The sequence below is a fragment of the Planococcus salinarum genome, from assembly GCF_007004625.1.
GTDB lineage: Bacteria > Bacillota > Bacilli > Bacillales_A > Planococcaceae > Planococcus > Planococcus salinarum.
On the sequence record NZ_VIFV01000008.1, the window covers coordinates 21867 to 34827 of the forward strand.

Genomic DNA, 12961 nt, shown 5'->3' on the forward strand with positions numbered 1-12961 from the left:
ACAAAGCAATGTTTATAAATAATAGTTGAGAGCATAAAATATCTTGTGGACTTGTGGACTTGTGGACTTGTGTACATGAATGAATAAGAAAAGAAACACCTTTTTTTAGAATCAAGTCACCACAACCAATTCATAGAAAAGAGGCCTTCCCTATGTCCTAGTTTACAACAGGTATTAGGCAAGCTCTAGTAAAAAAAGAAAATATCTCGAAGTTTTCCGTAAGCACTTGGAGAACGGCGGGCAATACTACCACCCAAACAGAACTTATGACTTTCCTAGATTACGAAAAATGTAACCGGATTGGTTTCAATTCCGGCAATTTACGGAATGGCGTCTCCACGCTGACACTCCATAGGGAGTAAAGGGATGCGGAGCCTTCGATGCCACATGGACCGGAGCGGTGAATTCAACCAACAGGCGGTGGCTCAATACAAGCGCTTGAACGAAAAGGCTTTCCTTATTTACACTTAATTTTTGTCGGTCTCTTATAGTTACTCAAACCACGTGTGAAATCAATATTAAATAATAACATAAAGAATAAAGATTATAACAGCAAGGAGATTTAAAGTGAAAAAAAACGTATGGATTTGGAATCATTATGCGACAAATATGTTAGAGAACAAAGGCGGAAGACATTATTGGTTTGCTAAGTATCTTATGAAAATGGGATACAGTGTTACCATATTTTGTGCGTCTACTCGTCATATAAATGAAAAAAATATAGAGACAGGCAAAGAGAAATATAAAATAAATTCAGAAAATGAAATACCGTTCGTCTTTGTTAAAACAACAGCTTATAAAGACAATGGTGTTGACAGAGTTAAAAATATGTTTTCTTTCTACAGAAATCTTTTCCCAACGGCTAAAGACTATGCCCAAAAAAATGGGAAGCCTGATGTTATTCTAGCTTCAAGTGTTCATCCTTTAACATTGGTAGCAGGAATTAAAATAGCAAAGAAATTTGGAGTACCTTGCATTTGTGAAGTAAGAGATTTGTGGCCAGAAAGTTTAGTCGCTTACGGTGCATTAAAAAGAAATAGCCTTTTTACGAAGCTATTATTTTTTGGAGAAAAATGGATCTATAAAAAAGCAGATAAATTGATTTTTACAATAGAAGGCGGAAAAGATTACATTACTGATAGAGGATGGGATAAGGATAGAAATGGCCCTGTTGATCTCGAGAAGGTCCATCATATTAATAATGGAGTATCCTTAGAAACTTACAGCTTTAATAAAGAAAACTATGCTATAAATGATTCTGATTTAGAAAATCAAAATTCATTTAAAGTTATTTATACTGGTTCTGTAAGAAAAGTAAACAATGTAGGATTAATACTTGAAATAGCAGAGAATTTAAAGGGGCAAAATGTCGAATTCTTGATTTACGGGGATGGAGATCATTTGCGGGAATTAATAATGAGAGTAGAATTAAAGGGCTTATCTAACGTGAAATTCAAAGGGAGAATTGAAAAAAAATCAATTCCTTATGTTCTTTCTAAAGCAAACTTAAATATAATACTTGGCCAAAGTAATCCGGTTTTTAAATACGGAATTTCACCAAACAAGTTGTTTGAATACCTTGCCTCTGGCAGACCCATTTTAAGTACTTTTAAACCTGAATATTCTTTAATAGAACGCTTTAACACTGGTAAAGAATTAGAAACAAATGACAGTTTGCTTATATGCAAAGAAATACTTGAATTTAAAAATATGCATCAAGATGAGTACCAGGAAATCTGTAATAATGCAAAACAAACTAGTGAATTGTTTGATTATAAAGTGCTGACTAAGAAATTATCAAAAGTATTTTGAGATATACAGTTTATTGAGTAAAGGATGATTTCATGGAATTCACATATAACGCGTATAAAGAACTATTGATTTTATTAAAGGAAAATAATTATCACGATATAATATATGGTGAAAAAGGTAATGGGAAAACAGTCATATTGAGACATGATGTTGACTACAGCTTAGAAAAAGCCTTAGATATTGCAATTATCGAAAATGAAATGGACATGAAATCTACGTATTTTATTTTGATTTCTTCCGATTTTTATAATGTTTTTTCTAAAAAATCAATTGAATTTATACAACGAATAAAAGGGCTCGGACATGAAGTGGGCTTACATTTTGATGAAAAAAAATACAATATTAATAATATTGATGACATTAAAAAAGAAATTTTTACGGAAATTAAAATAATTTCACAACTCTTTAATTTTAAAGTTAATACAGTCTCGATGCATAGACCATCTCAATTCTTACTGAACGAAAATTTGGATTTAGGAAATGTTATAAATTCCTATTCTCAAGCATATTTTAAAGAAATGAAATACATATCAGATTCGAGAATGAACTGGAGAGAAAATCCAGTTGAAAATATTATATCTAATAACTATAAAAATCTTCACATACTAACCCACCCTTTTTGGTATGCTAATGAGTCTGAAACGATGGAACATAAAATAGAAATGTTTATAAATGGCGCTAAAAATGAAAGATATGAGACATTGAAAAATAACATAACAGATTTAGAAAAAATAATTTAGAGAGATGTGATTTATATGACAAATATTAGCCAAATTATAGAGCACCTTAGAAATTCTGAATTTAATTTTCAATATAAGGGGCAAAATGAACTTGAAATCAAGAGGTACGCATCACTAGATAAAGTAAATAGCAAAACAATCTATTGGATTAAAAATGAAGGAAAATTAGATGAAATCCCTATAAATGAATTCAAAAAATTAAATGTCTTAATAGTATCACCATTTTTAAAAACTGAAAATTTATCAGGGATAAATTTTATTCATTGTGAGAATCCTAAAGAGGTTTATTTTAGTATATTGACAGAGTTTTTTGTGGAAAAGGAAAATTTAGATACAACCGTCGGGAATTCTGTTGTTGATTCAACATCAATAGGAGAACAAGTTTCTATTGGACATAATTGTTATATAGGGCCAGAAGTGGTTATTAAAGAAGGAGTTAGAATTAAAAACAATGTGACAATTGAAGGTAAAGTAGAAATTGGAAAGAGAAGCATTATAGCTTCAGGAGTTGTAATTGGTTCTGATGGCTATGGATATTTTCAGAATTCGAAAGGATTTAACATTAAAGTTCCTCATTTTGGAGGCGTAAGAATTGGAGAAGATGTTGAAATTGGAGCAAATACTTGCATCGATAAGGGCACACTTAGTGACACAATTATAGGAGATAATGTGAAAATAGATAACCTTTGTCACATAGCGCATAATGTAATAATTGAATCAAATGTTTCTGTGATTGCTATGTCGATGATCGCTGGCAGTGTAACCCTAAAAGAAAATTCTTATATTGCACCTTCGGCTTCTATCATGAATCAGCTAACTATAGGCGAAAATTCCATTGTTGGTTTAGGGGCTGTTGTAGTAAAAGATGTAGAAGCTAATTTAGTAGTAGCTGGTGTTCCTGCCAAAACCATAAGAAAAATAAATATAGAATAGACTTAAGATTAGAAGAGGATGAGTTAAATTGAATTTTGCCATAATAGGTTGCGGATTCATCGCAAAAAAACACGCATTAGCAATAGATAAAATTTCAAATGCAAATTTAATAGCCGTTTGTGATAGAGTACCGGAAATGATGGGTTTTTATTCAGAAACTTATGGGGCTAAAGCTTATGTCGACTCAACCGAAATGCTTAAAGACCCATTAATTGATATAGTCTGTATTTGTACACCAAGTGGCTTACATGCACCAATAGCCGAAGAAGTAGCAAGAGCAAAAAAACATATTGTAATGGAAAAACCAATTGCGATGACGCTTGAAGAAACAGACCGTATTATAAATGCTTCAGAGTTGAATGGGGTAAAACTTACAGTTGTACATCCTAATCGATTTAGAACAGTGGTGCAGGAAACGAAAAAAATTCTAGATCAAAATCTTTTAGGGAAGATAAGTCATGCTAATTGTCTGGTGAATTGGAATCGTGGTCAAGAATACTATGATCAAGCCCCTTGGCGTGGTACAAAAACTCACGATGGTGGCGTTCTAATGAACCAAGCAATTCATAACTTAGATTTACTATTATGGTTTATTGGAAAACCGACAGAAGTGTTTAGTATGGAAGCTACTCGTTTAAGGAATATAGAGGCCGAAGATGTATCTACCGGGGTCGTTCGTTTTGAAAATGGAGTTTTGGCAAACATTCAAGCTTCAACTACTGTTTATCCAAAAAACTACGAAGAATCTATTACTATTTTTGGAGAAAAAGGTACATTGAAAATTGGTGGAACAAATGCTTTGCATTTTGAAAAATTGGAAGTTGAAGATTTAGAAGATGCCGAAATTCAAGAAATAATAAATCGAGTTGAACAAGATCCGTGGGGAACTCCAGGGCACCAAAGAATCATCGAAGAAATGATTTTTGCGATACAGAATAATAAAGAACCAGCTGTAACTGGAGAAGATGGTAAACGAGCTTTAAAATTAGTATTAGCATTTTATGAATCCGCTGCATCAAAAAGACTTGTAAATATTTTATTGGAAAAAAGAGAGGTTTCAAAATGAATAAATTAGAGGGACTAGAAGAATTATTAATTAATAAATTGAATACTAAAAACGCAACAATAGGAGTTGTTGGCCTAGGCTATGTTGGTTTGCCACTTGCTGTTGAAAAAGCTAAAGCAGGATTTAATGTGATTGGCTTTGATGTACAAGAAGAAAAAGTGAAAAGTGTGAATGATGGTATTAATTATATAGGAGATGTTTTGCCAGCTGATTTGGAGTCTTTGGTACTATCAGGAAAGCTAAAAGCTACTTCTGATTACTCTTTCATTAAAGAAGTGGATGCAGTAGCAATTTGCGTACCTACTCCTTTGGATATTTATAAGCAGCCTAATATGTCTTATGTAGAAAGTTCTGCTAGAGCAATTTCTGCTAATTTCACCAAAGGAACATTAATTGTTTTAGAAAGTACTACCTACCCTGGAACCACTGCAGAGCTGATTAAACCAATATTAGAAGAATCTGGAATGGTATGTGGAGAAGACTTCTTCTTGGCTTATTCACCAGAGCGGGTTGACCCGGGAAATAAAGAATTTAATACAAAAAATACTCCTAAAGTAGTTGGTGGAATTACCCGAAACTGCACAGAAGTAGCTGCAGCAATGTATAGAGCAGTATTAGATGGCGATGTTCATGAGGTTTCGAGTCCTGCAGTAGCAGAAATGGAAAAGCTATTAGAGAACACATTTAGAAATATAAATGTAGCTCTAGCAAATGAAATGGCTATTCTTTGCAATAAAATGGGAATAGATGTATGGGAAGTAATTGATGCGGCAGCTTCAAAACCTTATGGATTTATGCCGTTTTATCCTGGTCCAGGGTTGGGTGGTCATTGTATACCTATTGATCCATGGTATCTGACTTGGAAAGCCCGAGAGTATAATTACCATACAAAATTGATAGAAACTGCTGGGGAAATTAATGATAGTATGCCAGATTTTGTTGTTCAACGATGTGCTGAAATTTTAAACATACAAGGAAAAGCATTGAATGGATCGAAAATTTTAGTGCTTGGAGTAGCTTACAAAAAAAATATTGATGATTATAGAGAGTCTCCTGTACTTCCGATATTAGAAAGATTAACAAATTCGGGTTCTGAATGGAAAGTTGTTGATCCTTACATACCTAGTTTCAAATTCCAAGGAGATGTAGTGGATACAGTGTCACTGACAAAAGAAAACCTGGAAGAATCAGATTTGATTTTAATCACAACTAATCACAGTAATTTTAATTACGATTTAATCTTATCATCCAATTCGTATATTTTAGATACTAGAAATTCATATCAAAATTTAACGAAAGATAAATACTATAAAATATAAGTTCTTCAAGATAAGGAAGGTGTTTATGACTACTTACTTTGTTCATGAAAGTAGCTATATAGACGATAATGTAACAATTGGTGTAGGAACTAAAGTTTGGCATTTCAGCCATATTCATAAAGGATCTAAAATAGGAGAAAATTGCTCATTAGGACAAAATGTAAATATTGGTAATAATGTTCTTGTGGGTAATGGAGTGAAAATTCAAAATAATGTATCTGTTTATGAAGGAGTAATATTAGAAGACTATGTTTTCTGTGGTCCCTCAATGGTATTTACTAATGATTTAACACCTAGAAGTAAATATCCTAAAGGAAAAGAAGGCTATAAACAGACGCTAGTTAAATATGGAGCATCTATAGGGGCAAACGCAACTATAGTATGTGGAAATATAATTGGAAAATGGGCAATGGTAGCTTCTGGAGCAGTGGTGACTAAAAATGTACTTGATCATGCTCTTATGGCTGGAATACCAGCAAAGCAAATTGGATGGGTATGTGAATGTGGCAGTGTGCTAAAACAAGATTTGACATGTAATGAATGCAGCAGAGCGTATCACGTTTTAGACAATGGGTTAAATGATCTTTTGGAATGTAACGGAGGTTGCGGAAATGGAATTTAGAGATTTAAAGAGTCAGTATCAAAGATATAAAACTGAAATAGATACAGCTATTCAAAATGTACTAGACGTTGGAAGTTTCGTTGGTGGATCGGAAGTTAAAGAATTAGAAACTAAACTAAGTGAGTATGTAGGAGTAAAGCATTGTATTACATGTGCAAATGGTACAGAAGCTATGACATTATTGATGATGGCATGGGATATAAAAGAAGGTGACGCTGTATTTGTTCCTGATTTCACTTTTTTTTCAACTGGAGAGATTGTTTCATTTAGAGGTGCTACTCCCGTATTTGTAGATGTTGATCGTGATACATACAATATGGATCCTGTTAAGTTGAAACAAGCAATTTTAAAAACATTAAAAGAAGGTGTTTTAATACCTAAAGTAATTATACCTGTGGATTTGTTTGGACTTCCTGCAAATTACTTGGAAATTATGAATATTGCAGAGGAATTTAAACTAAAGGTATTGGAGGATGGTGCGCAAGGTTTCGGAGGTAGCATTGAGGGAGAAAAAGCATGTAGTTTTGGTCATGCAGCAACAACTTCTTTCTTTCCGGCTAAACCTCTAGGTTGTTATGGAGATGGTGGGTCTATTTTTACAAATGATGATCGTCTAGCGAAGCTTATTAGATCTTTAAAGGTACACGGACAAGGTGAAGATAAGTATGATAATGTAAGAATAGGAGTCAATTCAAGATTAGATACTATTCAAGCAGCTGTATTATTAATTAAGTTAAAAGCTTTCGAAAACCACGAGGTTAAAGATGTCAATCAAGTAGCAGAAATGTATAATAATAGATTGCAAGGCGTGGAAAAACAAATTATTCCAAAAGGTTACACCTCAAGTTATGCACAATATACGATTAAATTAAAAAATATAAACCAACGTGACAGTTTACAAAACCTATTAAAAGAAAGTGGCATACCAAGCATGATTTATTACGCTAAGCCAATGCATAAACAAAAAGCTTTTTCAGAGTTGAATTTTGTGAATGAGGATTTCAAAGTCACAAATGAATTATGTGATACTGTACTATCACTTCCTATGCATCCTTACATGTCTAGTAATGATATTGATGACGTATGTCGTATTGTAAATGAATACGTTTGTAAATTTTGAATTATTTTATGTTAAGAGGTGATTAAGTGAAAATTCTTTTTTTGGCCAATGCCGCTAGTATACATACAGTTAGGTGGGTAAATTCCTTAGTAGATAGAAACCATGAGGTTCATTTGGTCTTTAACAAAGGAAATGAACCTACTTGTAACAAAATTAATAGTAAAGTAATTATTCATAAGCTTAAATATTCTGGTACTAAAGGGTACTTTGTTAATACGTTAGAATTGAAAAAATATTTTAAAAAAATAAAGCCCGATGTTGTAAATGCACATTACGCTAGCGGATATGGTGTATTAGCGAGATTATCTAAATTAAGTCCGTTGATCTTGTCAGTTTGGGGTAGTGATGTATACAGTTTTCCGTATCGAAATTCATTTAGCAAGAAATTGGTGGTCGAAAACTTATTATATGCGGATAAAATTGCTTCTACTAGTTATTGTATGGCAGAACAAGTCAAAAACTTGATGAACGTTAATAAAGAGAATATTTTCATTACACCTTTTGGTGTAGATTTGGAGAAGTTTAAAAAACGAAATATAATGAAAAAAAACGATAATATTTTAATCGGAAATATTAAAACTTTATCCCCAACTTATGGCATAGATATTTTGATTAAATCAATAAGAGTGTTAATGGACAGTTTGAATGAAAAAAACTTATCGGAAGTAGCTGGAAAAATAAAAGTTTATATTTATGGTGAAGGAAATCAAAAAAATGAGCTAGAGAAGTTGATTGAAACACTTCGATTGGAGAAGATTGTATATTTAAAAGGCAGTATACCGAATGATAAAGTTCCTAATGCTTTAGAAGAATTAGATATATTTTGTGTAACAAGTTTAACTGAAAGCTTTGGTGTTGCTGTGGTTGAGGCGATGGCTATGGAACTTCCTGTGGTAGCTACTGATGCAGATGGCTTTAAGGAAATAATTAACCACGAAAACACTGGATTTATTGTAGAAAGAAATAATATTGATAAAATAGCAAATGCTTTAGAAAAATTGGTTCTTAATGAAAATTTAAGAGTAAGTATGGGAATTAAGGGCAGAGAAAGAGTCATAGAACAGTACGATTGGGAAAAGAATGTTGATGCAATGATAGGCTTATATACTAATTTGGAAATAAAAAGATCATGATATTTTTAATCATTGACTGTTTTGCGAAAATTATTTCTTACAATAAATTTTGAGAGCGAGTTTAATTATGAATATTAAAAAAGAAAACGTAAATTCGAAGGAAAAATCTATGTTTATAATAAGTACTTTCTTATTTATAACTTCCTTTTTATTAATTGGTTTAAATAATTCTAAAGAATTCTCAAATATTGGATTTATAATGATCGGGGTTTTACTGGTATTTTATTTTTGTTTTTTCCTGCTAAATATAGTGAAAAGAAAGTATATTTTGAAAAAAGAGAAATGGATTTTCTTATTATCTTTCTTATATGTAATGGTTTATTTTAGCGGAATTTTTGTTGATATAAATATGGCTTCTATTACCAATGTAATCCAAGTTTTAATGGTAGTTTTATTTTTTTTAGGAGTTACTTACATACCCTTAAATAAAATAAATGAAAGAATAGTCTTTGTTATAATTTCGGGATTTTTATTTTTTCACTTATTTTGGTGGATAACTCAAGGGTTTCCTTCATCTTTTAAAGGAGCTGTGGCAAACCCCAATTCTTTTGGCGGATATATAGTCTTTCTATTAGGAATAATGTTCATATTTTATAAGGCAAAAAGTAAAAAGTCTATTTTTATAGTAACTATACCTACCTTAATAGGCATTTGTTTATTGTTTCTTTCAGGCTCACGTTCTGTCTTACTCGTTGCACTTACTTTCTTAATAACCTATTATTTATGGCCGATTTTTGCTAAAAAGAGACTTATTTTTAACGCTTATTTTATAGTTTTAACAGGTATAATTTTTATTTTCACTTATATTTATCCGAAACTTTCTACTTTATCTATTGGAAAGGATTTAAATAATTATTCTTTCAAATATACTGGAAAAACATTTTTCTCAGGAAGACAATATATTTGGGGAGATTTAATTAATGTGATTGATGAAAAGCTTTTATGGGGATATGGATCTGCAGCTTCTCCTTCATCTTTAGTTGCAAGTGGATTATCGGCCCATAATTTTTATCTTCAAACAGCTTTACAAGTAGGGTTTTTGGGGATTTCTGTACTTTTTCTTCTATTCTTATCAGTGTGGAATTACTTATATTTAGCTAAGCTTCATAGTAAAGTAAGAATTATTGGATCTTTATTTTTAGGTGTTTTAGTTTATTTAGTGTTTGAAGTTTCGCTAACTCAAAATAACCTGGCGATAGCGCTTTTACAATGGTTAATTATTGGTTTAGGAGTAAATTATACAAGAAAAAGCTTGCTATCCAAAGCTGAAATTAAAGTTTGAAATAATAGTTTAGGAGTAAAAATATTATGAAAAACTTGTTGCAAATAACCATTATTCTTCTTTTTAAATTTGTGAATACTTTTGTTAAAATTTTTTCTTTTGCAAAAGGTCTGTCTAATTCCTTTTCGGTTAATCAAAAAGATAAGAAAAGAATGTCGAAAATAGGTCCGAATGTAAAGCTAAGTTATCCCGGAAACATTTATATAGGAACTAATTCTTATATAAACGGTGGTCACTTTAAAGCGAGTAAAAATGCAAAAATAGTAATAGGTGATGATTGCTTAATTTCATTTGAAGTTCACATGAGAACAGACATGCATAATTACGCGGACAAAAATACTTTGATAAAGAATCAAGGTAGTATAGAAAAAGATATAATTGTGGGTGATGATGTGTGGATAGGTTATGGGGCTCAAATATTGTCTGGAGTAAAAATCGGGAGAGGCGTAGTCATAGCTGCTGGAAGTATTGTAACTAAAGACATTGAAGAATATTCAGTGGTAGCTGGAGTTCCGGCGAAAATTATAAAATATAGAGAAATAATATAGTGAACTTAATTTATATAAGGATGAAATGGTGGGAGTTATGAGGAGAACAGCTGCATTATTAATGGTCATAACTCTTTTCTCTAAAGTCATCGGTTTTGCTAGAGAGATTTCTTTATCTTATTTTTATGGGGCCTCAAATATTAGTGATGCATATTATATCGCTCTAACAATACCAGATGTAATATTTTCGTTTATAATACTGGGAATCGCTACAGGCTTTATTCCAATGTACACAAAAATAGAGAATAAATCGGGCGTAATTGAAAGTCATAAATTTACAAGTAATCTTATAAATATTTTAACGATTTTTAGTTTGTTTTTAGTAATAGTAGTAGAAATGTTTTCTTTACAGTTAGTTAAAATATTTGCTTCAGGCTTCGACGAAGAAACTATGCTTTTAGCAAGTAATTTCACAAAAGTTACTGTCCTAGGAATTTTTTTTACTGGTATTATCTATATATTAAATGGTTTTCTTCAGATCAATAAAAATTTTATTGTTCCGGCATTATTTGGTTTTGTTTATAATTTTTTTATTATACTTTCAATATTCTTGAGTTATAAATATGATTTAATACTATTATCTGTAGGAAGCGTAGCAGCATTGTTTTTTCAACTTCTATTATTACTATTTTTCACGAGAAAAAATGGTTTCAAATACACCTTAAGTTTAGATTTTAAAAATAAACATGTAATTCAAATGATGAAGTTATCAATCCCTTTAATTTTAGGAGTTTCTGTTAATCAAATAAATATACTTATTAATAAAACATTAGCTTCTCAGGTTGCCATTGGAGGAATATCTGCATTAAATTATGCGGATAGAATCAATTCCTTCATATTGACCATTATAGTTATGTCAATTTCAACAGCTATTTACCCTAGCCTATCTAAAGCTGCAGAAGAAAAAAAAATTCAAAATTTCAAAAGAATAATATTTGAATCAATAGGGGCTATAAACATTTTAATTATACCTGCAGCTACAGGACTCATGATATTTTCTGCACCTATTGTTACATTGCTTTTTGGAAGAGGAGCCTTTGACGCTGAGGCAATTTCGTTAACGTCACAAGCATTATTTTTCTATTCCATTGGAATGTTAGGTATTGGTCTTAGAGAAATATTATCAAAAGCATTTTATTCTCATCAAGATACAAAAACTCCTATGATGAATGCTGTTATAGGAGTGCTAATTAACATTATTTTGAGTTTTGTATTTTCCAAATACTTAGGTATAGGCGGACTTGCATTAGCAACTAGTATATCGGCTTTTGTTACTACAGGCTTATTATTTTATAGTTTAAGAAGAAAGTTCGGATCATTGGATAGTAAAAAAGCAGCGATATCCCTAATTAAAATACTTATAGCATCTATACTTATGGGTGGTATATCTAAATTCACCTATAGTTATTTGATTTTAGAGTATAATAATAGTATAGTATTACTTTTTTCAATGGTTGTTGCTACTTTAATTTATTTAACGTTAATCTATATATTGAAAGTAGAGGAATTTTATACTCTCATCAACTTAATAAGAGGGAAAATGAAGAGAGCGTAAAATACCTTGTATAAATGTAAGCGTCCAATAACGAACACCTAGTTTCTTAGAAAAGAAAATGCTTTCCCGATTTATTCTCGGAAAGGCATTTTTTTATTTTTTCTTTTGGATATAACAGTCTTTCGGAAGATTCTTCGACCACGGCATCAGGTGATCGATCTCCAGTTCCCCATTCATATCGAGCTGCGGAAGTTCTTCGAAAAGAAACTGAAGGTAGAAAAATGGATTCAAGCCATTCTCTTTGGCTGTCTCTACGAGACTGTAAGCGATGGCGCTTGATTTCGCCCCATTCGTTGATACGGCGAACAGCCAATTCTTTCGTCCGATGACGAATGGTTTAATCGACCGTTCAGCGCGATTATTATCGATCTCAATACGGCCGTCTTTCATAAACGTTGTCAGCTTGTGCCACTGATTCAATGAATACGTGATGGCTTTACCGGTTGCGGATTGAGGCGCAATGATTTCTTTTTGTTCATTTAACCATGCCAAATAAGCATCCAGCACAGGCTGACTGTCTTTTTGGCGTATTTCTAACCGCTCTTTTGCGTCCAGCTTCTTGATTTTTCGTTCAATCGCGAACAATTGGTTACAGAAGTTGAATCCCTTTTTGGCAATCGTCGATCGGGTGGCACTTGATGATGGACTCTTCAAGATAAAATCGCGCCCCTGTGACAAAGACGATTCAGTGTATTCACAACAATTGAATGCGAAAAAAACGATGTCCAAGAACCCCAAGGGTTTTGGGCATTGGTTTCTGTTTAATTATCGAAATATTCAAATAGTCATAAATGCGCGGGACACAGGGACAATCTGGGAACTGCTGGAAAT

At 32.1% G+C, this 12961-nt stretch carries 12 protein-coding genes; 11 read left to right on the plus strand and 1 reads right to left on the minus strand.

Translation table 11 applies throughout. The features are described from left to right. Window positions 1-567: 567 nt before the first annotated feature. The 11 genes from DIJ65_RS06540 to murJ all read left to right on the plus strand — a co-directional run bounded on the left by DIJ65_RS06540 (window position 568) and on the right by murJ (window position 12130). Window positions 568-1812 (plus strand): glycosyltransferase family 4 protein, encoded by a 1245-nt coding sequence (locus tag DIJ65_RS06540; protein ID WP_117300412.1) that lies wholly within the window; start codon window positions 568-570, stop codon window positions 1810-1812. A 32-nt stretch (window positions 1813-1844) separates the two neighbouring features. Beyond that, on the plus strand, window positions 1845-2552 hold the full coding sequence (locus DIJ65_RS06545; protein WP_117300410.1) for a polysaccharide deacetylase family protein: 708 nt from the start codon (window positions 1845-1847) through the stop codon (window positions 2550-2552). A 15-nt stretch (window positions 2553-2567) separates the two neighbouring features. Beyond that, the gene (locus DIJ65_RS06550) at window positions 2568-3485 is read left to right on the plus strand and encodes a UDP-3-O-(3-hydroxymyristoyl)glucosamine N-acyltransferase (RefSeq protein WP_117300407.1); all 918 of its coding nucleotides are present in this window, start codon (window positions 2568-2570) and stop codon (window positions 3483-3485) included. 28 nt (window positions 3486-3513) lie between these two features. Then, window positions 3514-4551: a Gfo/Idh/MocA family protein gene (locus DIJ65_RS06555; protein ID WP_117300406.1), complete on the plus strand. Its 1038-nt coding sequence runs from the start codon at window positions 3514-3516 to the stop codon at window positions 4549-4551. Further along, complete coding sequence (locus tag DIJ65_RS06560; RefSeq protein ID WP_117300404.1) at window positions 4548-5870, plus strand: nucleotide sugar dehydrogenase; 1323 nt, start codon at window positions 4548-4550, stop codon at window positions 5868-5870. The genes DIJ65_RS06555 and DIJ65_RS06560 overlap by 4 nt, the downstream gene beginning before the upstream one ends. Window positions 5871-5895: 25 nt before the next feature. Then, on the plus strand, window positions 5896-6492 hold the full coding sequence (locus DIJ65_RS06565) for an N-acetyltransferase (protein WP_117300402.1): 597 nt from the start codon (window positions 5896-5898) through the stop codon (window positions 6490-6492). Continuing rightward, window positions 6482-7612 carry a DegT/DnrJ/EryC1/StrS family aminotransferase gene (locus DIJ65_RS06570; RefSeq protein WP_117300400.1) on the plus strand — a complete coding sequence of 377 codons (1131 nt, stop codon included), beginning with the start codon at window positions 6482-6484 and terminating at the stop codon, window positions 7610-7612. Before DIJ65_RS06565 ends, DIJ65_RS06570 begins: the two co-directional genes overlap by 11 nt. A gap of 26 nt (window positions 7613-7638) precedes the next feature. Beyond that, a complete protein-coding gene (locus tag DIJ65_RS06575; RefSeq protein WP_117300398.1) occupies window positions 7639-8745 on the plus strand; it encodes a glycosyltransferase in 1107 nt (368 codons plus the stop codon). A gap of 67 nt (window positions 8746-8812) precedes the next feature. After that, the gene (locus DIJ65_RS06580) at window positions 8813-10027 is read left to right on the plus strand and encodes an O-antigen ligase family protein (RefSeq protein ID WP_117300396.1); all 1215 of its coding nucleotides are present in this window, start codon (window positions 8813-8815) and stop codon (window positions 10025-10027) included. A gap of 26 nt (window positions 10028-10053) precedes the next feature. Next, window positions 10054-10575, plus strand: coding sequence for an acyltransferase (locus tag DIJ65_RS06585; RefSeq protein ID WP_117300394.1), 522 nt, complete (start codon window positions 10054-10056; stop codon window positions 10573-10575). A gap of 25 nt (window positions 10576-10600) precedes the next feature. Then, complete coding sequence (gene murJ, locus DIJ65_RS06590) at window positions 10601-12130, plus strand: murein biosynthesis integral membrane protein MurJ (RefSeq protein WP_221930614.1); 1530 nt, start codon at window positions 10601-10603, stop codon at window positions 12128-12130. Window positions 12131-12223: 93 nt separating this feature from the next. On the opposite strand, the gene DIJ65_RS06595 is transcribed toward murJ, so the two are convergent. Next, complete coding sequence (locus DIJ65_RS06595) at window positions 12224-12784, minus strand: IS66 family transposase (protein ID WP_185959502.1); 561 nt, start codon at window positions 12782-12784, stop codon at window positions 12224-12226. Between the last annotated feature and the right edge of the window lie 177 nt (window positions 12785-12961).

Coding starts and splice junctions, on each gene's coding strand:
- DIJ65_RS06545 (WP_117300410.1), top strand. CDS start 1,845: ATGGAATTCACATATAACGCGTATAAAGAACTATTGATTTTATTAAAG.
- DIJ65_RS06550 (WP_117300407.1), top strand. CDS start 2,568: ATGACAAATATTAGCCAAATTATAGAGCACCTTAGAAATTCTGAATTT.
- DIJ65_RS06560 (WP_117300404.1), top strand. CDS start 4,548: ATGAATAAATTAGAGGGACTAGAAGAATTATTAATTAATAAATTGAAT.
- DIJ65_RS06565 (WP_117300402.1), top strand. CDS start 5,896: ATGACTACTTACTTTGTTCATGAAAGTAGCTATATAGACGATAATGTA.
- DIJ65_RS06570 (WP_117300400.1), top strand. CDS start 6,482: ATGGAATTTAGAGATTTAAAGAGTCAGTATCAAAGATATAAAACTGAA.
- DIJ65_RS06580 (WP_117300396.1), top strand. CDS start 8,813: ATGAATATTAAAAAAGAAAACGTAAATTCGAAGGAAAAATCTATGTTT.
- DIJ65_RS06585 (WP_117300394.1), top strand. CDS start 10,054: ATGAAAAACTTGTTGCAAATAACCATTATTCTTCTTTTTAAATTTGTG.
- murJ (WP_221930614.1), top strand. CDS start 10,601: ATGGTGGGAGTTATGAGGAGAACAGCTGCATTATTAATGGTCATAACT.